The sequence below is a fragment of the Kutzneria sp. NPDC051319 genome (assembly GCF_040682195.1).
Classification (GTDB): Bacteria; Actinomycetota; Actinomycetes; order Mycobacteriales; family Pseudonocardiaceae; genus Kutzneria.
This window is the reverse complement of sequence record NZ_JBFBAM010000022.1, coordinates 31,718-54,462: the sequence shown is the minus strand read 5'-3', so window position 1 is coordinate 54,462 and position 22,745 is coordinate 31,718. Positions and strand designations below refer to the sequence as shown.

Genomic DNA, 22,745 nt, shown 5'->3' with positions numbered 1-22,745 from the left:
TCTGCGCGCGGCGGTTGTGGTCGTCCCCACTCCGGGGGCCGGGTAAAGTGCTGGGGGGCGCGGGGGGGGCCGGGCCGGCCGTGACGCGGGCGCCCCCGACCGCGGCGGCGACGGCGGCGAGCCATCGCTTCATGCCTACCTCATCCGAACAGTTCGACGTGGACGGCGAACGCGGTCGCGATGTCCGACTGCGCCCAGAACCGGTGGTAGGTGAACGTGGGCGCGGGCCCGCCGTTCAGGTAGGACTGGACCTTGGACCAGTCCGGGTCGTTCTTGTAGAAGGACCGGATCGACAGGAACGTGGAGTTCGAGTTGATCGGGTCGCCGTTGGGCATCGTCCCGGTCCAGCCCGGCGGCACGTACAGGCCCTGGTCCGCGGCCGCGTCGTAGGTGTCGTCGAAGCGGTTGTAGTCGGTGCGGGTCTCGGGCACCGCGATGCCCAGGCTGTCCTCGTGCGCGGTCAGCGCCGTCAGCAGCCCTTCGGCCACGGTCCTGGACTTCGTGTCACCGGAGCCGGCCGCGTAGTACATCAGCGTCTTGGCCAGCGAACCGGCGACACCGACGTCCTGGGTGTAGTTCTTCACGGCCACGTGCAGCCCGGTGTTGCCGCCCAGGCTGGTGGCGTTCCACGTGTCCGGGGCGCCGGTCCAGGTCAGGTCGGACGGGATCTGGAACGAGCCCCCGGCGCCGACGGTGGTGTTGGCGATCGCCCACGGCACCCACTTGTCCAGCACCTTCTTGGCCCGCGGGTCCTTCGTCGTCTGGTAGTACTCGGCGACCCGCTCCATGCCCCAGGTCTGGAAGCCGAACCACTGGTTGCTCGGCGGGTCGTGCCAGACCGGCTGCTGGTCGTAGTACATGCCGTAGAAGGTCGGGTCGCCGGACGGCGGCGTGCCGTACTGGCCGTCCCAGCTGTTCGTGGCGCCACCGGCGATGCCGCCCTCGCTGGACTGCAGCCACTGCAGGAACTCCAGCTGCCGGCCCAGGCTGGTCGCCCAGTCGCTGGAGCCGGTCGCCGACAACGGCTTCAGACCCGGGTCGGTCGACAGCGCGTACGCCGCCAGGGGGTTCTGGTAGCCCTGATGCGCCGCGCCGTCACCGATCCGCCACGCCCACGCGTTGGAGGTGTCGGCCGAGCCGCCCCAGGCGTAGTACCAGGAGATCAGGTAGTGCTCGCTGTCCTTGCCGCTGCCGGCCGGGCAGGTGCTCGGGCCGACACAGTTGCCGATCTTCTTGAAGTACTTGTCGAACAGCGAGTAGCGCAGGTAGTCGCCCATCTTGGACGCCTTCTTGACGACGTCGGCGACGGCCGAGGACTTGCCCTGGGCCTTGGCCCACTGCTCGGCCTGGTAGGCCACCTGCACGGCGCGGGCGTCGGCGTCCGGCGCGTCGGTGTACTTCCACTGCTTGGCGTAGCTGGAATCCCCGGTGAACAGGTCCAGGTAGCCGTTCTTGCCACCGTATTTCATCATGTCGCAGGACGGCTGCGTGACGGTCTCCCACACGGACTCCTGCGAGCCGCGCTGGAAGGTGTTGATGAACGCCGGCGTGGTGTTGGCGCCGTCCTCGCAGTGGCCGAAGCCGTAGATGTTGTCCACGTCGAACAGCCAGTGCATGCCGTAGACACTGCTGGTGCCGTAGGTGGACTTCAGCTCGCCGGCGATGGGGTCGCTGCCGACCGCCACACCGGACTGCAGCTGCGACGGGTACTTGGTCGGGCTCGGGTACTCCGCCGCGTAGGTCGCCGGCTTGCTGGCGTTGTAGCCGGAGTTGGTCGGCTGGTCGGCGTCCGACGGGATGGCGAAGGTCTCCAGCGAGGTCCAGGCCGCGTTGAACGGGGCCCAGTCCTGGGTGATCCGGCCGTAGGAGGCCTCCAGCCACAGGTAGTAGCTGAACGCCTCGGAGGTCGTCTCGTGCCCGTAGTCCGGGGCCTCCACCATCAGCGTCTCCACCGAGTGGTAGGGCACCAGCAGGTTGCCGAACTTGCGGAAGTAGCCGCTGTTCGGATCCTTGATCTTGTTGTACTCCTTGAGGAACTCCACCTGATAGTCCGAAGTGGACTTCGAGACCTCGGTCACGGTGACCGTGCCGGCCGCGTACCCGGTCGACGTCGCGGTGAACACCGCGGAGCCGAGGTCGCCCCCGTTGTCGGCCGAGGTGACGGTCACGTTCTGCGCGGTCTGCCAGTTCGACGGCGTGAACGTGAGGCTGCTCGGGGACGCGGTGAGGTCGGCGCTGCCGGAGGTCCTGGCGACGCCGACCGTGACGGTGCCGGTCGGGGCGCTGGCCAGGCTCACGCCGAAGGTGGCGGTGGCGCCCTGTTTGACGTTGACCGCCGCCGGCGAGGCCACGATCGTCGGTCCGGACAACACCTTCACCGACACCGGGCTGCTGGAGGTCGACGCGCCCTTGTCGTCATACGCCTTGGCGGTGATGGAATACGTGCCGGCGGGCACGGTCGTCCAGCTGCCGGCGTACGGCGCGGTGGTGTCGGTGGCCAGCAGCGTGTCGCCGGCGTAGAACTCGACCTTGCTGATCGTGCCGTCGCTGTCCGACGCCGTGGCGGCCAGCGGAATCGTCGCCGGCGCGTTGTAGGAGTCGGTGGACTTCGGCGAGGTCAGCGACACCGTCGGGGCCTGGTTCGCCCCGGTGCACGCGGTGCCGTTCACGGCGAAGTCCGTGGGCGGCCGGTTGGCCGAGCCCTTGCTGGCGTTGAAGCCGAAGGACGTGGACGCGCCCGTCGGCAGGTTTCCGTTGTAGCCCAGGCTGTTCGCCGTGACCTTGGTGCCGGACTGGGTGACGGTGGCGTTCCAGCCCTGCTGGATCTGCTGGCCGTCCAGGAACGTCCAGCCCAGCGACCAGCTGGTCAGCGCCGGGCCGTTGTTGGTCAGGGCGACGTTGGCGGTGAAGCCGTTGGACCAGTCGTTGGTGGTGTAGACGACCGTGCAGGCCACGGCCGCCGCGTTGGCGGGGGTTGTCGGGGTGATCATGGCGGCGATCAGCGCCGCCGCGGTGCCGAGGGCGACCCGCAGTCGTCGACGCATGCGCAGGGATTCCTTTCCGGGAATGGAAACTCCCGCCCCGGGGTCCGCCCGGGGCGGGAGCGGTCTCTACTGCACGGGCGGATAGGCGTTGGTCACCAGTTGCGCGAACTGGTCCTGGAACCAGTGCCCGGACAGCGGCGCGTTGGGCAGGGCCCCGGTCAGGTTGCCGCCGTTGGCCTGCTGGCTGCCGTGGAAGGTCGGGTCGCACATCGGGTCCGCGCCCTTGCCCTCGTCGTTCGGGATCGAGGCGCTGGCCCCGTCCGACTCACCCGGCGGCTTGATCCACACGTAGGCGTCGAAGTGCGGCGCGGGGCTGGCGGTGGGTCGCTGGCCGAGGCCGGCGCCGTCCTGGTTGCACCAGTTGCCGCGGGCCAGCCGCCGGTCGATCCGCCCGGAGTTGACGTAGGAGTCCACGGTGGACCCACTGGCGCCGGTCGGCCGGGCCGAGCCGCCCCAGCCGTTGCGGGAGGTGTCGATCAGCATGCCGATGCTGCTGGGCATGCCGGCCGCCACGAACGCGTTGTACATCGCGGTGTCGTAGTGGGACTCGTCGAAGTACGGGTTCCACTGGTAGAAGGTCGACGACTTGAGCGGCTGCCCGCCGACGTTCAGGTTCGGGTCGGTCAGGTACGGCTCGGTCACCGGCGTGTCGTTGGCGGTGTCGCTGATGAAGCCGTCCACGCTGTTCACACCGGCCGTGGTGCCCCTGATGGTCTGCGTGATCAGGTTGACCGCCGGCTGGAGGTTGCTGTCCCAGCCCAGCCAGGCCGAGTGCGCGATGTCGATGTAGTTGTAGACGTTGTTGACCGCGTGCAGCTTGTTCAGCGCGTACTGGATGCCCTGCACGTAGGCGCCGCTGGACTGGGCCTCCGCGCACTTGGCCATCGACGTGTTCGTGACCAGGTTGGGCAGCGAGTCCGGCTCGACGATGGCCACGATGCGCAGGGCGGCGTACTTCGGGTCGGCCATGATCGCGGCGATCGGGTCGATGTACTGCGACTTGTACTTGTTCAGACCGTCCTGGGTGACCTGGAGTTCGCCGTTGGACGCCAGGGCCGCGCAGTCACGGTCGGGCAGGTCGTAGATCACGAACTGGGCGACCACCGGAGTGCCGCCGGTGGCCTGCGCGAGCGCCGCGTCCAGGTGCGCCCGCAGACCGCGCTGCGTGTCGGTGCCGGCGATGGCCGCGATCCGGTCCAGCCACACCGCCGTGGAGGTGGTGGCCACCTTGGCCATCTTGCCGCCGAGCGTGCCGCCCGTGGTCGCCGCGGCGGCGGTGACCTCGCCCGACCAGTCCGGGTTCACGTAGCCCTTCGCGCCGGCGTAGGGGTTGTCGACGTGGGTTCCGGGCGGCGGCGGGTTGCCGGTCGTCGTGGTGGTTGTCGTGGTGGTGGTCGTCGTCGTCGTGGTGGTGGGTGGCGCGGTTCCCGTGCAGGTGGTCCCGTTGAGCGTGAAGGACGCCGGGGCGGCGTTCGTGCCGGAGTAGGCGGCGTTGAAGCCGAACGTCGCGGACGCGCCGGTGGCCAGGGACTTCGCCCAGTCCGGGCCGACGGCGGTGACGTGCTGGCCGGACTGCGTGACGGTGGCGCTCCAGCCCTGTTGCACCTGCTGGTTGCCGGCGAAGTCCCAGCCGACGGTCCAGCCGTTGCCGATCGCGTCGCCGAGGTTGGTGACGGTGACCGAGCCGGTGAACCCGGTGCTCCACTGGTTGACCGAGTAGTCGACCTTGCAGGCGGTCGCGGCCGCGGCCGCGCCGCCGGTGGCGACCAGGAAGCCCGCGGTGAGTCCGAGTGCCGTGAGCGCGGACAGTCCGGAGATCAGGCGGGTGCGACGGGAGCCGGGTGATGCGGTTGCAGGCATATGCGGAGTACTCCTCGCGGCGTTGAGGGAGTGCTGACCGATCGCTCTGGAAGCGCTTCCAGTCGGAGCCGACTGTAACGAGCAAGCAACCTGATCGCCAGATTCCGAGCTCACATTCACCACACATACCGCAGACTTCCGTCATTCGTCGGCCCCGTTTTACGCCGTCCGGCCGAGATTCGTTTACAGCCGGTCGTGCCAGCGTTACGCTCTCGCTACTCTGGAAGCGCTCCCAGTCGGTGTCCCCCTGCCACCGAGGAGCAACAATGCGATTGGGCACCACCGCGACAACCCTGCTCGCCGCGACCTTCGCACTGGTCGGCATCTCCGCGCCGACCGCCGGCGCCGACGGCACGCCTGCCTGCAAGGTCGACTACACCGTCAACGACTGGGGCGCCGGCTTCACCGCCTCGGTGACCATCGGCAACCTGGGCGGCTCGCCGATCAACGGCTGGCGGCTGACCTACTCCTACGCCGGCAACCAGACCCTCCAGCAGGGCTGGAACGGCACGTGGTCACAGTCCGGCCAGGCGGTGACGGTCGCCGGCCTGCCCTGGAACGCGACCGTGCCGCCGAGCGGCTCGGTCACCACCGGCGCGAACTTCGCCTACAGCGGCAGCAACGCCGAACCGACCGACTTCGCCGTCAACGGCAGCCCCTGCAACGGAACCACCCCTCCCCCGCCGCCGCCTCCGCCCGACGGTCCCGCCCCGGCGCTGCAGGTGTCCGGCAACCACTTCGTGGACGCCGACGGGAAGACCGTGACGCTGCACGGCGTCAACCGGTCCGGCGCCGAGTTCGCGTGCGTGCAGGGCAACGGCATCTTCGACGGCCCGGTGGACGCGGCGTCGGTCGCGGCCATCAAGAGCTGGCACGCCAACGCCGTCCGGGTGCCGCTCAACGAGGACTGCTGGCTGGCGCTGTCCGACGTGAAGCCCCAGTACGCCGGCGCGACGTACCAGAACGCGATCAAGGACTACGTGAACCTGTTGCACCAGAACGGGTTGGCCGCGATCGTCGAGCTGCACTGGACCCATGGCCAGTACACCGGCAACTCCGCCGGCTGCTCGGACGTCAACGCCACCTGCCAGAAGCCGATGCCGGACGCGCAGTACGCGCCGACGTTCTGGAGCCAGGTCGCAACGGCCTTCAAGGGCGACGACTCCACGGTGTTCGACCTGTTCAACGAGCCGTACCCGGACCGCGCCACCGCCAACGGCTGGACCTGCCTGCGCGACGGCGGAACCTGCCCGGGCATCACCTACTCCGTCGCCGGCACCCAGTCCCTGGTCAACGCCGTGCGGGCGGCGGGCGCCGACAATGTGATCATGGTGGGCGGCCTGGCGTACACCAACGACCTCTCCCAGTGGCTGACCTACGCGCCCACCGACCCGCGGCACAACCTGGCCGCGTCCTGGCACTCCTACAACTTCAACACCTGCTCGTCGTCGTCCTGCTGGGACAGTCAGATCGCGCCGGTGGCGGCCCAGGTGCCGCTGGTCGCCGGCGAGATCGGCGAGAACGACTGCGGTCACTCCTATGTGGACGGTCTCATGAGCTGGCTGGACCGGCACGCCGCCTCCTATCTGGCGTGGACCTGGAACACCTGGGACTGCTCGACCGGTCCGGCGCTGATCACCTCGTACGACGGCACGCCCACGGCGTTCGGCGCGGGCATCCGGGCCCACTTCGCCTCGTTCTGAGCGGGACCGGCCCCGACCGCGACGGTCGGGGCCGAATCCCGTTCAGGCGCAGCGAGTTCCGTTCAGGGTGAAGTCGCCGGGCGCGGAGGTGTTGCCGGTGTGAGTGGCCTGGAAACCGAACGAGACGGAGGCCCCGGGGGCCACGGACCCGTTGTAGCCCACGTTCTTCGCGGTCACCTGGCCGCCGGCCGGGCTGATCGTGGCGTTCCACGCCGAGGTGACCGTCTGGCCGCCGGCCAGGGTGAAGGCCAGCGACCAGCCGCTGATCGCCGCGGAGCCGGTGTTGGTGACCGTGACGCTCTCGGTGAGGCCGGTGTTCCAGGCGTTCACCGAATCCGTGACCGTGCACGTGGAGTTCGGCGGTGGCGAGGTCGTCGTGGTGGTTGTCGTCGTGGTCGTGGTCGAGCCGCCGAGGGCGGTCGACGTCGCATCGTAGGCCGGCTTGGGCTGGTAGTTGTTGTCGTACATGGTCGCCGCGCCCTGGCCCGGGAAGGTCCCGGGGATCCACGAGTCGGCGTCACCGACGCCCCACTGGGACACGCCGACGCACCGGCTGACCGCGAGGCAGTTGTTCACCACCGCCGCGTAGTCGGTGGCCTGCTGGGCCAGGGTGCCGCTGTTGGCCGGCAGCTGGATGCGGTCGTCCAGCTCGGTCACGGCGACGTCGAGGCCCAGCGCGGTGAAGCGCTGCATGTTGGCCCGCATGCTCGACGGCACCTGGCCGACGATGAAGTGGCTCTCCAGCCCCACGCCGTCGATCGGCACGCCTTGGGACTTCAACTGCGACACCAGCCGGTACATGGCGTCGCTCTTGGCGTTCTGGCCCTCGATGTTGTAGTCGTTCAGGTACAGCTTGGCATTCGGGTCGGCGGCATGCGCGGTGCGCAACGCGTCGGCCAGGTAGCCGCTGCCCATGGCATTGGTGAACGCGTCGGACCGCAGGCTGCCGTCCTCGTTGAACGGCTCGTTGACCACGTCCCAGGCGTAGACCTTGCCCTTGTAGTGGGTGGCCTCGGTCGTGATGTGCGCTTCCATGGCCGCCTGCACCTGGTTGCTCGGCAGGCTGCTCACCCAGCCCGGCAACTGGCTGTGCCACACCAGGTTGTGCCCGCGCACCCGCATGCTGTGCGACTGCGCGAAGGAGACGATCTGGTCGCCCGGCCCGAAGTTGTAGCTGCCGTTGGACGGTTCGGTGGTGTCCCACTTCATCTCGTTGCCGGGCGTCACCATGTCGAACTGGGCGCCGGCCACGGCGGTGAGGGTGCTGTTGCTCAGGTTGGACTGGGTGAGCGCGGTGCCGAAGTAGATCCCCTTGGCCTCGGCCAGGGTTTTGAGTCCGGTGCCGGCCGCGCCGGCCGGGTCGGTCACGCCGGCGAGCAGCAGCCCGCCGACGGCCAGCACCGCCGTGGCGGCAAGCACATTGCTGGTTTTGGACACAGTGGTCCCCTCATGCGTGGCGGGATGACGTGGTTATGGGGCGACGGCGCGGCCGGTCTGCGGCGAGATCCGCCCGGCGCACAGGCTACGGCCGGTGAGTCCCTGCGCGATACGGGGAATCGCGGCCAGGGTGTTGGCCGGCCATTCGTGCATCAGGATGATCTGGCCGTTGGTGAGCCGGGCGTTGGCCTGGACGATGGCGTCGACGCTCGCGCCGTTCCAGTCCTGCGAGTCGACGTCCCAGATGATCTGGGTCAGGCCGTACCTGGCCTCGACCGCCCGCAGCGTCGAGTTGCTTTCCCCGTACGGCGGGCGGAACAGCGTCGGCGTGCCCCCGCCGGCCGCGGCGATCGCCTGCTGCGTGCGGGAAAGCTCGCTGTCCATCTGCGCCTGGCTCTCCTGGGTCAGGTGCGGATGGGTGTAGCTGTGGTTGCCGATCCACATGCCGGCCGCGGCCTCGGCCCGGACCTGTGCCGGGTAGGCCGCGGCGTACTGGCCCTCGTTGAACATGGTCGCCCGCAACCCGTTCTGTCGCAAGGCATTCAGCAGGGCCGGGGTATGGGCGTTGGACGGGCCGTCGTCGAAGGTGAGCCCGACATAGCCGTTGCAGGACGCGGCGTTCGCCACGCCGGGGGTGAGCACGGCGGCGGTCAGGACCGCCGCGAGCAGCAGGGAAGTCGTCCGCATCACGGCTCAGCTCACCGTGATGGACGAGTTGCCGCTGCTCTGGTAGCCCTCGGTGGCGAGGATCATGTAGTACTTGAAGCTGCCCAGATTCATGCCGACGCGGGCCCACGCGTCGAAGTGGTTGCCGGTGGTGATGGTGCCGCCGGTCCGCCGGCTCTGCCGCACGCTCCAGTACTGGTTGAACGTGCGCGTGCCCTCGACCGACGGGGCGTTGTACCGGGTCGTCTCGTAGATGTCGTACGTGCCGCCGTCGCTGCTGACCGTGCCCTTGTGCGTGCCCGTCGGCCGGTACGAGCCCCAGTTGTCGACGATGTAGTACTCCACCAGCGGATTGGACGTCCAGCCGTAGAGCGACAGATAGGAGTTGCCGGACGGGGAGAAGCTGCCCGAGTACTGCACGTTGCGCCGGCCGCCGTTGCTCCATCCCTTGCCGGCGACGAAGTTGTTGCAGTTGCTCCAGGTCGTGCGGTAGCTGCCCCCGCCGGACAGTGTCATCGCGACCGAGCCGCCGCCCGCGGTCCAGAACGAGTAGTAGTAGCCGTTGTTGGTGCCGGTCTGGTTGGTGGTGATCGTGGTGTCGGCGTTCGCGGTGACCGGCAGCGCCAGCGCGGAGACGGCCAACAGCGCCCCCGAGGTGAGCACGGCTCGGCGACCGATCGGAAACGGAGGGGTGTGGTCCATGGGCGATGTTCCTCCTCAGTGAGGAAACCGTGTGGTGTCGAGCAGTGTCGACCCGGCCACGTCGCGTGGGCAACAACTTTCGTTGATATTTCGGTAATCCAGCTTTCGTCCACACTGGACTCTGATCGTCCGGCTGGTCGGGCCGGCGATCGAAAGTTTCGACGCTCGTGTCGCGGGTGTCAGCGGCCCGCCGGCGGCGCGGTGCTGTTGCGGACCACCAGCGTGGTGGCCAGGTCGACCCGGGTGACCGCTGGCCGGTGGCCCCGGCCGAGGTCGAGCGCGAGCTGGCAGGCGGTCTCGGCCATCTCCACCAGCGGCTGGCGCACCGTGGTCAGCGGCGGACCGACCCAGCGGGCCAGCGGCAGGTCGTCGAAGCCGACCACGCTGAGCTCGTCGGGGATGCGCAGCCGCAGCTCACGGGCCGCCTCGTAGACCCCGAGGGCCTGCAGGTCGTTGCCGGCGAAGACCGCGGTCGGCCGGTCCGGCAGGGACAGCAGCGCCCGGCCGGCGGCGTAGCCGGCCTCGTGGTGGAAGTTCCCCTCCCGCACCAGCACCGGGTCGACGCCGATCCCGGCGGTCTCCAGCGCCGTGCGGTAGCCGTCGACCCGCGCCCGGCTGCACATCATCCGGGACGGCCCGCCGAGCATGGCGATCCGCCGGTGGCCGAATTCGATCAGGTGCCGGGTGGCGGTCAGGCCGCCGAGCCAGTTGTTGGCGCCGACCGCGGGCACGCCGTCGGCCGGGTCGCCGGCCGGGTCCAGCACCACGAACGGGATGTCCCGGCTGGTCAGCTGGGCCCGCTGGGTCCGGTCCAGATCGGACAGCACCAGCACCACGCCGCCGGGCCGGCGGGCCAGCACTCCGTCCACCCAGGTCTGCCCCGGGGTGAGGCGGCCGGCCGACTCGGACAGCACGATGCTCATGCCCTCGCTGCGGGCCACGTTCTCCACACCCCGGATGACCTCCATCGCCCACGCGCTCTCCAGCTCGTGGAAGACCAGGTCGAACAGCTTCGACGACTGCGCGCCGCCGCGCCTGCGCCGGTAGCCGTGCGCGCGCAGCAGCTCCTCGACCCGGGCCCGCGTGGCGGGCGCGACGTCGGCCCGGCCGTTGAGCACCTTCGAAACTGTCGGCGTGCTGACCCCGGCCGTCCTCGCGATGTCGGCCAGCCTCGGGAGGCCGCCCGAGGCCGCCGAAACCTCGGCTGTGGACCCGGTTTCCTCGACACCCATGGCATCGGATGGTAGGCCATCGACGGCCGGACCGGCCCTCTTGACGCGAACCGGCGATCGGCCTAGTTTCGACGCTGTCCCCGAATCTTTCGAATCGTCCTCCCGCCCTGCCCCGCCCGGGAAGAAGACGTGAGACACGCGGTGCGGCCGCGGCCGACAGCGACTGCCGCACGCCCGACTGTCCACTTGGTACCGATCCGATCGCGGGCGATGGCGGTGCCCGCGCCAGACCTGATGGCTCGCACGGCTTTCTAGCGCGGAATGACCGGCAGCACGATGCGGCTAGGACAGGCGGCCGACGTGTGCCGCCCCAGCCGACCCGCAGCGCGAGCCGGAACGCCGCCCGCGTCGAAAGTGCCCTCCGCGGTGGTGACGAAACGTCAGTGCGGACAACGTTTCGGCCGGGATCGACCGGGGCGTGGTGGCAATGCCGGCGCGGACCGACGGGACAAGGTCCGGTTACGTGCCAGCAGGTTCATGGCCGCCGACGGCGGAGGTCCAGGCCGGTGACGAGCAGCGCGGCGGCCGACGTGGCCAGGGCGCAGATCAGCATCACGGAACCCAGGTCAAAGGACGTACGCAACGCCACCGCAAGAGACTGCGCCGCCGCGAAGGCCAAACCGGTCGCGACGAGAAGCAGAGCGATGTGCAGCCGATACGCGCTCGGCATGACCACGACACGACCGGCGCGCGCCACGAGCACGCAGATCCTGATCCCGCCGAAGAAGAGCGTCGCCCAGTAGCAGCCCACGAGCAGGACGTGCGTCACGCCGGCCGGGTGGTCGAATACGCCGAGATTGGCCAGCAGGCACAGGAAACCGAACAAGAGGGCCGGCGCGGCCAGCGTGCGGATCATGATCTTGACGAGGCGACCGAGCCCTGAGCGACGCGGGAGTGGCGTGGCGAGGGCGAACCCGGCCAAGATCGGGACCAGCCAGGCACTGCTCGCGGGCCGGTCAACGGTCGCGGACAGGGAGCCGACACCGGCCGCGCGCAACCACAGCGTCAGCACCACGCTGACGGCGACGAGCGCAGTGGCCACGACGCGGGACGTTTCCCCCTCGGCGGTCTCCGGCCAGTCACCGGGGTGCAGCCACAGCCTGCCGGCCCCGATGGCACTGTTGACCCATGATCGCGGGCCGGCGCGGCCGACCTCCTCGGCGATGGCGCTGCCCCATCGCTCACGAATCGCCGGCGGGTAAAGCCGGACCAACGCCGTCGACACGCTCATGCGAAGCCCAGTGCGCGTAGGCCGGCCTGGGCGACCCGGGCCATCTGCTCGAGTTCGGCCCGCAGCGTGTTCCGCCCGGCGTCGGTGATGCGGACGGTCCGCCGCTCGTCGGTGTCCGCCGAGTCCGGCTCGATCAGGCCATGGGATTCGAGACGGGCGAGTGCGCCGTAGAGGCTGCCCGCCCCGAGCCGGCTCCCGGTCAGCGCCTCGATCGCCGTGTTGATGGCGTAGCCGTGCCGGGGTTCCGCCGCGAGGACGGTCAGTACCAGCATCTGTGCGTCGTTGCCGCGCATGCGCCTCCTTCGTGCCGGTCCCAGCATAGTACGTGACACGTAGTACGCGGCGCGTACTATGGGTGGCATGAGGCGATGGCTGCGTTACCTGCTCGTGCTGGCACTCGCGGTCGTCCTGGCTGCCGGCGGTTATGTCGCCTACGTCGCCATCAGGTCGGCCCAACCGGTGACACTGCCGGCGCCGACCGGCCCGTATCCCGTCGGCCGAGCCACGGTCGAATGGACCGACAGCGCCCGCGTCGATCCGCTCGCCCCGCAACCCGGCACGCCTCGGCGCTTGTCCGCCTGGCTGTGGTACCCCGCAGCGCCCGGCCCCTCCCCCACTCCCGCGGCCTACGCTCCTGACGCCTGGGCCGGCCTCCACCTGAGCTGGCCGGTCGGACTGGCCGAGACCGGCTTCGACCACGTGCACGCGCACGCGTTCGACGACGCCCCCGTGGCCGAGGGCCGGTTCCCCATCGCCGTGCTCGAACCCGGCATGGGGTTTGCCGCGCCGCAGTACACCGCCCTCGCGGAAAGCCTTGCCAGCAACGGATATCTCGTCGTCGGGGTCACGCCCACCTACAGCGCGAACCTGACCGTTCTGGGCGGCGCACCCGTGTCCACCACCGAGGCCGGCAACCCGAAGGCGTTCGACGGAGCCGATGAGCACGCGGGCCAGGCTCAGGCCGCGGGTGACCGACTGATCGACGTGTGGGCCGCCGACGACCGATTCGCGGCGGTCGAGGCCGACGCCGGCCGCTTCGCCGGACACGTCGACGCCACGAAAGTCGTTTACCTCGGCCATTCCTTCGGGGGCGCCGCCGCGCTCGAGGCCTGCCGAACGGACCAGCGCTGCGTCGGGGCCGCCGACCTCGACGGCACGCAGTACGGCCCGGTCGTCCACACCGGACTGACCAAGCCGATGCTCCTCGTGGCCAGCGAGAACTCGTGCATCACGGGAACCTGCCAACCCACGACCGCATCGGACCGGTCCAGCCTCGACACCGCCCGGACCTTGGTGGCCGCCAGCAGCGGACCGACGTGGTGCTACCAGCTCAACGGCGCCGAGCACTTCAACTTCAGCGACTACGGCGCCTACTACATCGCCGCGCCCGTCCGATCACAACTCGCGCTCGGCGCCATCGACGGCGACGACGCACTGTCCATCACCAACGCCTACCTGGCCGCGTTCGTCCGGCAAGTGACCAGCGGGTGCCCCGAACCCCTGCTCGCCGGTCGGGCGACGCCGTACCCACAGGTGGTCGTCCAGCACACGCCATGACGCCAGGTCAACGTTCCTGGACGGTCCCGACGCCATCGAAAAGGGCATCTCCGGTCCGCTCGACGGCGACCGTCGTCACGGCGCTGCACATCAACAGCACGACCAGCACAGCGGCCAGCCACGGCCGGCGGCCGGGGCTCGGCGCGAGCAGCGCCCGAACCCGTCGAGGCACCTGGCCGCCAGTGGCGGCCGGGACCACCGCGGGGTTGCCGGCGTCGTGGCGGAGCAGAGCGACGCGGGCGATCGTCCGCGCGACAAGTTCGCGATTCCCGACCTCACGCGCGGCGTGTTCGTCGGCCCAGCGCTCGACAGCGTGCCGCACGACGCCAGTGGTCGGACGAAGCAAGGGGTTGACCGCCTCGGCGAGATCGGCCAGCAGCAGCCACCACGTGTGCCCGAGCCGCAGGTGCGCCCGCTCATGGGCAACCACCACCCGCCGCTCGGCCGGAGACAGCGCCTCGGTCAACGCCGAGGTGACGACGATCCGGCCGCCCGGCGAAGGCGTCGCGAAGGCGTCAGGGCGATCGCTGTCCACCACGATCACCAGGGCCGGCGCCCCTCGATGAGCACGCCGCACCTCGATGAGCGCGCGTCCACGTCTGACCGCTCGGATCAGCAGCCGCAGGCCGGCCGCCAGAAGCAGCGCCAACCCACCGACGGCGATGAACTCGGGTATCGGGCTGGAGGCGTCCAACTCGGCCGCCGACCAGTCGGCCATGGAGGCGATCAGCGGCACCTGCCCGAGCCAGGTCAGCGCGAGCACCGCGAGGACGAGCCCGGTCGACCCCGCGACGATCACACTGCCCACGGTCAGCACGACGGTGGCCGCCGCCGGTGGCAGCCGGTCGCCCAGCCTCGGGCCGACGGCCACGAACAGCAGCATCGCCGCGAGCGCGGCCACGACAGACGTGGTCATTGGCTCAGCAACCCGCGCAGCAACTGCTCGTCGTCGGGCTGAAGGCCGTGGACAAACCGGGTCAGCACCGCTTCCCGATCGGCTTCGTCGTCGAGCATCAGCGCCATCCGGCGGGCCGCCAGCTCGGCCGCGTCATACGGCGCGGTGTAGGCGTAGCCGCGGCCGAGCGTCTCGCGAGCGACCTCGCCCTTCTCGAAAAGCCGTGACAGCACGGTCAACACCGTGGTGTACGCCAGGTCGCCGCCGAGGGCGTCCCGCACCTGCCCCGGAGTCAGCGGTTGCGACGCGGCTGTCAGCACGGTGCGCACCTCTCGCTCCAGGCTGCCCTTGGTTCGACGCGGCATGGATCCACCTCCTACTCCACTGTAGTAGCTAACGGGAGGATCGCTCCTTGACCTGGCTGGCCATCGCGCTCGCGGCCGCCGGCGCGTGCTGTTTCGCGGTCGCCGCCTGGCTCCAGCACGGTGGCAGGTCGTCATCGTGTCCCTGCTCGCCGCCGGCCTCGAACTGGGGCGGGCCCGCCGACGTCAGGGCTGGACGAGCGCGAAGTAGCCGAGGCAGCCCAGGCCGGCGAGCACGCAGTAGATCGCGAACGGCGTGAGGGTGCGGGTTTCGAAGTAGCGCACGAGGAATCGCACCGAGAGGTAGGCGGCGACGCCGGCGATGACGCTGCCGACGATCGTGGGGCCGATCGCGTCGTGCATCTCGGGGCGGGCCAGCTCGGGCAGCTTGAGCAGGCCGGCGCCGGCGATGGCCGGCGTGGCCAGCAGGAACGCGAAGCGGGCGGCGTCGTCGTGGCGGAGCCCACGCAGCAGGCCGCCGGCGATGGTGGCGCCGGAGCGGCTGATCCCGGGCAACAGGGCCAGGATCTGGCTGGCGCCGATGCCCACCGCTTCCCACACGCCGAGCTTCGACAGGCGGACGTCGCTCGCGACCTCGCTGGGCACAGTGGCCATCGCCTCGGTCGGCGCCGCGGACATGACCATCGTCGCCTCCGGGTCTCGCGCCGCGCGGCGCTGGCGACGGTAGAGCCGTTCGACGGCGAACAGGATGACGCCGTTGAGCAGGAGGAACGCCGCCGCCGGCACTGGTTTGCCCAGGTGCTCGCGCATGAATTTGTCCAGCACCAGGCCGCCGATGCCGACCGGGACGGTGCCGGCGATGAGCAGCCAGGCCAGGCGTTGGTCGGGGGTGGCGATCCGTCGGTCGCGAACGGAGGTCAGCAGTCCGCCGACGATGCGGACCCAGTCGCGCCAGAAGAGATCACCAGCGCCGCGGCGGTGGCCACGTGCATGGCGACCAGCGTGTCGAGGTAGGCCGAGCCCGGCGTGGACATGTCCAGGTCGGTGGCCCAGTGGCCGCCGATCAGGGCCGGCAGCAGCACGGAGTGGCCCAGGCTGGAGACCGGGAAGAGCTCGCTGACGCCCTGGAGCAGGCCGACGACGGCCATCTCCAGGTAGCTCGGTGCGGACATTGTCCTCGCCTTCGTTCGGGACATAACTACTACATCACTGTAGTAGATCGCGCCCGACGGCGGCCGCGTTAGTCCCTTTGCCGCGTGTAACGCGCGCCCCGACGGGCACCCAGGCGGCATGAATGCCCTCCTCGTCCAAGCTGCCAGCGTCGCCGGTCAGGAGCCGAGCGACTCGTTCCTCGCGGTCATGTACGCGCTGCTGTTCGTCGGCGTGGGCTGCGGCGTCATCGCGTACATGGCGATACGGCACGCCTGGAAGCGTTAGAAGCCGGTACGGACCTCGTTCTCCGCCGCGGCCAGGGTTTCCGCCGATCGGGTTCATCCTTCCGTGTCGTAACTCCGTCGAGATCGCCCGCGATGAGACGGACGCCATCCGCCGGAAGGAGAAGTCCCTGAACACCGACGACCTGGCCGACATGCCCGCGCTGCCCGGCACGAACGACTTCACCCAGCTGGAGGTCCGGTTCGACAAGGAGCGCGCGGCGCTGTGGATGGTGATGCGGGCGCATCCGCGACCGACCTTCAACCCCGGCCTGCTGGACGAGATCCTGCGGCTGGGGCGGCTGGTCCGGGACTCGGGCCTCGACGTGGACTTCTGGGTGACGGCGTCGTCCTGCCCCGGCATGTTCAACGCGGGCGGCGACCTGCCGCTGTTCGCCCGGGCCATCAAGGACGGCGATCACGCGGTGCTGCGCGCGTACGCCCGGGCGGCCGTGGACGTGGTCTGGGAGCTGATGACCGGGTTCGGCATCGGGGCCCTGACCGTGGCCCTGGTCGACGGCGACGCGCTCGGCGGCGGATACGAGTGCGCGCTGGCGCACAACTTCCTGGTCGCCGAGGACGGCGTCACGATGGCGTTCCCGGAGATGCGGTTCAACCACTTCGCCGGCATGGGGGCGTATTCCCTGATCGCCCGGCGCGCCGGCATCTCCGCGGCCGAACAGCTGCTGGTGCACGGCGCGCGTCGGCCCGTGCGGTGGCACGCCGACCGGGGCCTCGTCGACACCGTCGCCGAGCCGGGCGACGGCCACCGCGCCACCCTCGCGCTCCTCGACCGGTTCCGGCCCCGCCTCAACAGCGTCAAGGCGCTGGTGCGCACCCGCAATCGCGTCCTGGCCATCACCCGCGCCGAGCTGATGGACATCACCGAGGACTGGGCCGACGCCGCCTTCACCGTCGGCGACCGCGGCGTCGCCTACATGGAACGCCTGGTCACGCTCCAGAACCGCCGCTTCGTCGCGAGCTGATCACCGATCGAGGCCGGTGAGCGCGGCGAGTTTGAGCCGGCCGCCCCCGTGGTATAGACCGAGCTCATCACTGTCCCGCTTCGGAGGGTGCTCATGCAGATCCAGGTCAACACCGACCACAACATCCACGGTGGCGAGCGACTGGCCGCCTTCGTGACCACCGATCTGGAGGGCAGCCTGTCCCGGTTCGATGGGTGGTTGACCCGGGTGGAGGTGCACCTCAGCGAGGACAGCGGCGGCAAGCCGGAGGACATGAAGTGCGTGATCGAGGCGCGGCCCGGTGGTAAGCAACCGGTCGCGGTCACCCACCACGCGGCCACGGTGGACGACGCGTACTCCGGGGCGGCGCACAAGCTGGGCAAGGTTCTGGACACGCGATACAGCCGGGCCCATGACCACAAGGGCAGCGACAGCATCCGTCACATGCCCGCTCCGGACGAGGTCGGCACGCTCGATGAGGAGCCGCGGGCCTGAGCTCGCCGTTTTGTGCTGGTCATCCGGCGCGCGAGGCGCATCGCTGGACGCTCGACCCAGCGGTGGCTCGCGTGCGCGGCCGACACGGTGGCGGCGAGGCCGACGACCAGCGCGCTCGGGTAGCCGATCACCGGGTACAGCACGTTCATGAGCGCGACAGCGAGCAGACCGTGCAGTAGGTACAGGGAATAGCTGCGGTCGGCCACGTATCCGATCAAGGCGATGGGGCGCAGCTTCGATTCGGCGAGCAACGCGGCCAGGAACACCGCGAAGCCGAGCGCGAGGGTCAGGTTGTAGTGGTAGACGGTGGGTTGGCGCCCCATTCCGGGCAGCCCGGCCCAGACGTACTCCGAGACGGCGACGACGCCGAGCACCGATCCCGCCCACAGGGGAATGCGGCGACTGCGCACCGCCCAGACGACCTGGCCGAGCAGGAGCGCGGGCAGGTAGCCGACGTCGACGGCGAGCAGGGCGTAGGACGGTCCGCCCAGGTGCGCCGATGCCAGCACTGCGGCGACGGCGCCGAGCTCGCCGAGGATGGCCGATGAAGTCGCCCGACGCAGCAACGGAAGGGCCACGAACAGCAGTGTGTAGAACAACACCTCGATGATCAGCGTCCAGCCGACGTCGACCAGCACGACCCGTGGCGTCATGAGGTAGTTGGCCAGCGACATGTTGGTCAGCAGGCTCATCGGGTCGACCGACGTGCCGTCCCCGGTGGACAACGGCTGCAGGCCGACGGTGAACAGCGCCGCGGACACCAGGACCGCGGCCGTCAGCATCGGGTAGATCCGCAGCAGGCGCTTGATCGCGTACTGCCGTGGACTTTCGGCGAAACCGGTGTGCGTCACGATGAAGCCGCTCACCAGGAAGAAGATCACGACGCCGAGGTTGCCGACGTTGAGCGCGACGGCCAGCGGATCGACGGCGAACCCCTCGAACACGGCGGCCGTGACCGAGTGGATGTCGTGCTGGTGCAGCCAGATGCCGACCAGGTGGCAGTACACCACCAGACACACCGCGACGGCGCGAAGCAGGTCGAGCGACCGGAATCTGCCCGGGTTCACGGTGACCTCCTCCTCGCGTGCATGGGCTGTGCCGCTTCACACGGGGCAGGCGATGACCCTGTTCAGCCGTGGGCCTCGGGCCGGCGGAAAGACCACCGAAGGTTGCCCGTGCAGCCGGTCCATCATCCGCCTCGCCGCGGGGTCAGGAGCGGAGGCTGTCCAGGACCAGGTCGAGGAGGCGGGAGGACTGGCGCTGCCCGGCGGGGGTGAGGGGGGTGCGCCAGACCGAGCTCATGAGCATGAGGACGTCGTCGGGGTCGAGGGAGGGGCGGATGGTGGAGTCGGCCTCACCGGCCTGGAGGATGAGGGAGATGGCGCCGATGACCGGAGCGTAGGTCTCGCTGGTGACGGAGTCCTTGGCGGCGGCGCTCAGGGCGTCGCCGAGGCCGTGCTTGAGGCGGATCTGGGAGGCGAGGCGCTCGAACCAGCGGCGGAGGGCGGTGAGCGGGGGCTCGGTGGCCACCAGCTCGGGGGCCCAGTCGACGAGGCGCTGGACCTCGGCGCGGTAGACGGCGAGGACCAGGGCCTCGCGGGTGGGAAAGTGCCGGTAGAGCGTGCCGGGACCGACGCCGGAGGCCTTGGCTATGGAGTTGAGCGATGCGTCGCCGTCGGAGGTCAGCAGATCGCGGGCGACCTCGAGGATCCGGGCACGGTTGGCCTGGGCGTCGCTGCGCTGGGGCATGGCCGTCATCGTACGGCCCGAGCTAGGCGGGGACGCCCAGGGCGAGCAGGCTCTCGGCGGTCTCGACGATGGTCTGCTCGATGGGCCGGGGCTGCCAGCCGAGGAGACGCCGGGCCTTGGCGGAGGTGGCGTCGAAGTTCTTGCCCAGCTGGGGAACGATGAGCCGCAGTTCGGGACTGACCCGGGCCACGGTGCGCGCGAGCCAGCTGGGGAGCTCGCGGGTGGGGACCTTGCTCGCCCGCTCCCCCAACCTTTCCCGAAGGATCCGGGCTATGTCCCGCATCCACAGGCTGGGCCCGGACTGGGCGATGAACCGCTCCCCCACGGCGGCCGGGTCGGTCATGGCGCGCAGGTGAAGGTCGGCTACGTCGCGAACGTCGACGTAGCCGGAGGCGAACTTCAGGCTGGCGGGCACCTCGCCGTCGAGCATGCGCCTGATGAGACCGAGGGACGGCGAGTAGTCGGAGCCGAGCACGGGACCGAGCACGCCGACGGGGTTGACGGCGGCCAGCTCGAGACCGTTGCCCTCGCTGGCGATGAAGGCCCAGGCGGCGCGTTCGGCCAGGGTCTTGGACTTCTGGTACGGCGGGATGCCGGCGTCGACGTCGGTCCAGTCGTCCTCGGTGAACGGTGTGGAGCGATCGGGATGGCCGTAGGCGACGGCGCCGATGGCCGAGGTCAGCACGACGCGCCGAACGCCGCTGTCGCGGGCGGCCCGCAGCACGCGGAGGACGCCGTCACGGGCCGGCACGATCATCTCGTCTTCGTGCCGCGGCACGCTGGTGAGGGTGGGCGACGCCACATGCAGGACGTAGTCGCAGCCGTCGACGGCCTCGCGCCAGCCGGCGTCGCTCTGGAGGTCGGCCGGCAGCACACGAACCGGGCCCTCGGCCCCGCCGCGCGCCAGCATCGCGCGCAGCGCGGGCTCTTTCGCGAGGTCGCGGACGGTGGTGCGCACCGAGTGCCCCGCGGCCAGCAGGTCGAGCACGCACCAGCTGCCGATGTAGCCGGAACCGCCGGTCACCAGGACTTCAGCCATGATCGCTCTCCGTTCGTGTCCACCGTGGACGCCATCAACGTTAGCGGAGAGCTCTCCGTTTAGTCAACGAGCGGCTAGAGTGGCCGGAGTGGATGCTCCCCGCCGCTGGCCGGCGTTGCTCGCGTTGGCGCTCGGCTCGGTCGGGATCGGACTGACGGAGTTCGTGCCGGCGGGATTGCTGCCCCAGATCGCCCAGGACGTGCTCGGGGCGGAGTACACCCAGGAGCCGTCCCGGGCGGTGGCCCACGCGGGCTGGATGATCACGGCCTACGCGCTGGGCGTGGTGGTCGGGGCCCCGCTGATCGCCGTGGTCACGGCGAGGGTGCGCCGCAACCGGCTGGTGATCGGACTGCTGGTGCTGTTCGTGCTCGGCACGATCGGCTCGGCGGTGGCGCCGACGTTCGAACTGGTGCTGGTGGCCAGGTTCGTGGCCGGCCTGCCGCACGGCGCGTACTTCGGCGCGGCCGGGCTGCTCGCGGCGTCGATGATGGGGCCGGGCACCGAAGGCCGGGGATTCGCGATCGTCCTGAGTGGACTGACCGTGGCCAATGTCGCGGGCGTGCCGCTGATCACCCTGCTCGGGCAGAACGCGGGCTGGCGCGTGGCCTACGTGGTGATCGCCGGGGTGTTTGTGCTGGCGCTGATCGCGGTGGCCGCCACGGCGTCGAAGGCGTCGACCGCGGGCGGGTCGCCGGCCGCGGAGCTACACGCGCTTGGAAGGCCGCAGGTGTGGCTGGTCGCCGTGACCGCCGCGCTCGGATTCTCCGGATTCTTCGCCGCGACCAGCTACATCGCCCCGATGACCACGACGGTGACCGGACTGCCGCAAACCGCGGTCGCGTGGGTGCTGGTCGCCGTCGGTCTGGGCATGACGGCGGGCAACGTGGTCGGCGGCTGGTACGCCGACCGACAGCCGCAGCGCGCCATGCTGCTCGGCTTCACGGGCATGATCTTCGCGACGGCGTTCGTCTGGCTGGCCGGCAGTCAGCCTGTGGGCTTGTTCGTCGGCGCTTTCCTGGTCGGCGCAACCACTTTGTTCTTGGCCCCGGCGCTACAGGCACGGCTCATCGCGGCGGCCCCGGGCGCGCAGTTGATGGGCGCCGCCCTGAACCAGTCGGCCACGAACGTGGCCAACAGCCTGGGCGCGGCGGTAGGCAGCGTGGTGATCGGGGCGGGCCTGGGCTACCGCGCCCCGGCGGCGGCCGGTGTCGCCTTCGGCGTCATCGGCCTCGCGCTCACGGCCGTCGGTGTCGTCGTGAACCGCCGCACTCACGACATGGCAGCTACGTAGTTCGCGTAGCGGCTCTGAGCCGGAATGCGGCCAGGGCCGTGACGCCGACGCTGATCAGGGCGGCGGCCAGGATCGCCCCGGCCTCGCCGGGGGCCAGCAGGTGTTGGTCGGTGCCGATCGTCACGGCGGAGACGGGCACGCCGAGCTGGGCGCCGGCCAGCACCGCCAGCGGCAGCGGCTGGCCGGCCAGCCGAGCGGCGGCGTGCACGGCCACCGTGCCCAGCACCAACAACCCGGCCAGAGCCAGCATCAGCGGTCGGTCGCCGAGTTCACGCAGGTCCAGCGACGCGCCCAGCCACACGAAGAACACCGGCCCCAGGAACCCGTCGGCCACCGCGAACAGCTGCCGGGCCAGCCGCCTCGGCTCGCCCTGGGCGGCCAGGGCCAGGCCGCTGACGAAGCCGGCCAGCATGACCGACACGCCCAGCAGCTGGGCCAGGCCGGCCAGCCCGAACAGGCCGATCAGCTCGATCCGCAGTTCCAGCCCGAAGTCGCGGGCCTTGCTCAAGCGGTGCAGCCGGGAGCGCACGCCGAGCACGCCCAGCCGCCGCATCCCCACGTACCAGAGGGCGCCGGCCGCGATCACCGCCAGCACGCCGAGGGCGGCGGGCCCGGCGCGAGCGGGTTCCTCGGCCAGCGGCAGCACGATGATGCAGACGGTGTCGGCGATCGCGACGTGCACGATGGTGGCCAGCGCCGCCGGGGTGCTCGGCTCGTGCTCGTCGAGCACCGGCATCACCAGCGCCGCCGAGCTGGAGGCCAGCAGCACCGCGTAGACGAGGCCGTGGCCGGTGCCGACCAGGGCAGCGATGCCCAACCCGGCCGGCACGGCCAGCACCCCGACCAGGCCCGCGAGCAGCGCACCCCGGCGCAGGCCTGCCCGCATCGCGGGGTTGCGCAGCGGCACGTGGCTGCCGGCGATGAGCATCACCAGGGCGAAGCCGAGGCTGGCCAGGAAGGTCAGCACCGGGTCCTCGGGGTGCACCCATCCGACGCCGGTGCGCCCGATGAGCACCCCCAGCAGGATCTCGCCGACCACGATCGGCAGCCGCCACCGAGTGGGGGTCGCCAGCAGCGGACCGGCCAGGCCGGCCAGCAGGACCAGCGTCAGGGCGAACACGGT

20 protein-coding genes and 1 pseudogene are annotated in these 22,745 nt (G+C 70.4%); 6 read left to right on the top strand and 15 right to left on the bottom strand.

Going from position 1 to position 22,745, the window contains the following annotated elements; translation table 11 throughout:
- Nucleotides 1-140 precede the first annotated feature (140 nt).
- Nucleotides 141-3,044 (bottom strand): glycoside hydrolase family 48 protein, encoded by a 2,904-nt coding sequence (locus AB0M73_RS23035; RefSeq protein ID WP_363893640.1) that lies wholly within the window; start codon nucleotides 3,042-3,044, stop codon nucleotides 141-143.
- A gap of 66 nt (nucleotides 3,045-3,110) precedes the next feature.
- On the bottom strand, nucleotides 3,111-4,904 hold the full coding sequence (locus AB0M73_RS23030; RefSeq protein WP_363893637.1) for a glycoside hydrolase family 6 protein: 1,794 nt from the start codon (nucleotides 4,902-4,904) through the stop codon (nucleotides 3,111-3,113).
- 266 nt (nucleotides 4,905-5,170) lie between these two features.
- Here AB0M73_RS23030 and AB0M73_RS23025 point away from each other — a divergent pair, with 266 nt between their 5' ends.
- Nucleotides 5,171-6,607 (top strand): cellulase family glycosylhydrolase, encoded by a 1,437-nt coding sequence (locus AB0M73_RS23025; RefSeq protein WP_363893634.1) that lies wholly within the window; start codon nucleotides 5,171-5,173, stop codon nucleotides 6,605-6,607.
- 42 nt (nucleotides 6,608-6,649) lie between these two features.
- Here AB0M73_RS23025 and AB0M73_RS23020 read toward each other — a convergent pair whose 3' ends face one another.
- From AB0M73_RS23020 to AB0M73_RS22995, 6 genes are all read right to left on the bottom strand, one after another.
- Entirely contained in the window at nucleotides 6,650-8,044 is a 1,395-nt protein-coding gene (locus AB0M73_RS23020; RefSeq protein WP_363893631.1) for an endo-1,4-beta-xylanase, read from the bottom strand.
- A 33-nt stretch (nucleotides 8,045-8,077) separates the two neighbouring features.
- Nucleotides 8,078-8,731 (bottom strand): polysaccharide deacetylase family protein, encoded by a 654-nt coding sequence (locus AB0M73_RS23015; protein WP_363893628.1) that lies wholly within the window; start codon nucleotides 8,729-8,731, stop codon nucleotides 8,078-8,080.
- A gap of 6 nt (nucleotides 8,732-8,737) precedes the next feature.
- The gene (locus AB0M73_RS23010; RefSeq protein WP_363893625.1) at nucleotides 8,738-9,412 is read right to left on the bottom strand and encodes a glycoside hydrolase family 11 protein; all 675 of its coding nucleotides are present in this window, start codon (nucleotides 9,410-9,412) and stop codon (nucleotides 8,738-8,740) included.
- Between the two features lie 179 nt (nucleotides 9,413-9,591).
- On the bottom strand, nucleotides 9,592-10,644 hold the full coding sequence (locus AB0M73_RS23005) for a LacI family DNA-binding transcriptional regulator (protein ID WP_363893622.1): 1,053 nt from the start codon (nucleotides 10,642-10,644) through the stop codon (nucleotides 9,592-9,594).
- A gap of 475 nt (nucleotides 10,645-11,119) precedes the next feature.
- Nucleotides 11,120-11,875, bottom strand: coding sequence for a hypothetical protein (locus AB0M73_RS23000; RefSeq protein WP_363893619.1), 756 nt, complete (start codon nucleotides 11,873-11,875; stop codon nucleotides 11,120-11,122).
- The gene (locus AB0M73_RS22995) at nucleotides 11,872-12,168 is read right to left on the bottom strand and encodes a helix-turn-helix transcriptional regulator (protein WP_363893616.1); all 297 of its coding nucleotides are present in this window, start codon (nucleotides 12,166-12,168) and stop codon (nucleotides 11,872-11,874) included. Before AB0M73_RS22995 ends, AB0M73_RS23000 begins: the two co-directional genes overlap by 4 nt.
- A 67-nt stretch (nucleotides 12,169-12,235) precedes the next feature.
- Here AB0M73_RS22995 and AB0M73_RS22990 point away from each other — a divergent pair, with 67 nt between their 5' ends.
- Nucleotides 12,236-13,432, top strand: a complete 1,197-nt coding sequence (locus tag AB0M73_RS22990) for an alpha/beta hydrolase (protein ID WP_363893613.1) — start codon at nucleotides 12,236-12,238, stop codon at nucleotides 13,430-13,432.
- A gap of 7 nt (nucleotides 13,433-13,439) precedes the next feature.
- On the opposite strand, the gene AB0M73_RS22985 is transcribed toward AB0M73_RS22990, so the two are convergent.
- From AB0M73_RS22985 to AB0M73_RS22975, 3 genes and pseudogenes are all read right to left on the bottom strand, one after another.
- The gene (locus tag AB0M73_RS22985) at nucleotides 13,440-14,348 is read right to left on the bottom strand and encodes a M56 family metallopeptidase (protein ID WP_363893610.1); all 909 of its coding nucleotides are present in this window, start codon (nucleotides 14,346-14,348) and stop codon (nucleotides 13,440-13,442) included.
- The gene (locus tag AB0M73_RS22980) at nucleotides 14,345-14,692 is read right to left on the bottom strand and encodes a BlaI/MecI/CopY family transcriptional regulator (protein ID WP_363893607.1); all 348 of its coding nucleotides are present in this window, start codon (nucleotides 14,690-14,692) and stop codon (nucleotides 14,345-14,347) included. Before AB0M73_RS22980 ends, AB0M73_RS22985 begins: the two co-directional genes overlap by 4 nt.
- 183 nt (nucleotides 14,693-14,875) lie before the next feature.
- A pseudogene (locus tag AB0M73_RS22975) lies at nucleotides 14,876-15,822 on the bottom strand (undecaprenyl-diphosphate phosphatase).
- A gap of 118 nt (nucleotides 15,823-15,940) precedes the next feature.
- Here AB0M73_RS22975 and AB0M73_RS22970 point away from each other — a divergent pair.
- The 3 genes from AB0M73_RS22970 (at nucleotide 15,941) to AB0M73_RS22960 (ending at nucleotide 17,543) form a co-directional block, all read left to right on the top strand.
- Complete coding sequence (locus AB0M73_RS22970; protein ID WP_363893604.1) at nucleotides 15,941-16,087, top strand: hypothetical protein; 147 nt, start codon at nucleotides 15,941-15,943, stop codon at nucleotides 16,085-16,087.
- A gap of 151 nt (nucleotides 16,088-16,238) precedes the next feature.
- Nucleotides 16,239-17,069 (top strand): crotonase/enoyl-CoA hydratase family protein, encoded by an 831-nt coding sequence (locus tag AB0M73_RS22965; protein WP_363893601.1) that lies wholly within the window; start codon nucleotides 16,239-16,241, stop codon nucleotides 17,067-17,069.
- 93 nt (nucleotides 17,070-17,162) lie between these two features.
- A complete protein-coding gene (locus tag AB0M73_RS22960) occupies nucleotides 17,163-17,543 on the top strand; it encodes an HPF/RaiA family ribosome-associated protein (protein WP_043714925.1) in 381 nt (126 codons plus the stop codon).
- Here AB0M73_RS22960 and AB0M73_RS22955 read toward each other — a convergent pair.
- The 3 genes from AB0M73_RS22955 to AB0M73_RS22945 all read right to left on the bottom strand — a co-directional run bounded on the left by AB0M73_RS22955 (nucleotide 17,489) and on the right by AB0M73_RS22945 (nucleotide 20,331).
- Nucleotides 17,489-18,610 (bottom strand): acyltransferase, encoded by a 1,122-nt coding sequence (locus tag AB0M73_RS22955; RefSeq protein ID WP_363893598.1) that lies wholly within the window; start codon nucleotides 18,608-18,610, stop codon nucleotides 17,489-17,491. The genes AB0M73_RS22960 and AB0M73_RS22955 overlap by 55 nt on opposite strands.
- Nucleotides 18,611-18,752: 142 nt before the next feature.
- Nucleotides 18,753-19,292 carry a TetR/AcrR family transcriptional regulator gene (locus AB0M73_RS22950; protein ID WP_363893595.1) on the bottom strand — a complete coding sequence of 180 codons (540 nt, stop codon included), beginning with the start codon at nucleotides 19,290-19,292 and terminating at the stop codon, nucleotides 18,753-18,755.
- A gap of 22 nt (nucleotides 19,293-19,314) precedes the next feature.
- Complete coding sequence (locus AB0M73_RS22945; protein ID WP_363893592.1) at nucleotides 19,315-20,331, bottom strand: aldehyde reductase; 1,017 nt, start codon at nucleotides 20,329-20,331, stop codon at nucleotides 19,315-19,317.
- Between the two features lie 88 nt (nucleotides 20,332-20,419).
- Between AB0M73_RS22945 and AB0M73_RS22940 the strand changes: the two genes are divergently transcribed.
- Complete coding sequence (locus tag AB0M73_RS22940) at nucleotides 20,420-21,622, top strand: MFS transporter (RefSeq protein ID WP_363893590.1); 1,203 nt, start codon at nucleotides 20,420-20,422, stop codon at nucleotides 21,620-21,622.
- On the opposite strand, the gene AB0M73_RS22935 is transcribed toward AB0M73_RS22940, so the two are convergent.
- Nucleotides 21,615-22,742, bottom strand: a complete 1,128-nt coding sequence (locus AB0M73_RS22935; RefSeq protein WP_363893588.1) for a cation:proton antiporter — start codon at nucleotides 22,740-22,742, stop codon at nucleotides 21,615-21,617. The genes AB0M73_RS22940 and AB0M73_RS22935 overlap by 8 nt on opposite strands.
- Nucleotides 22,743-22,745: the final 3 nt, after the last annotated feature.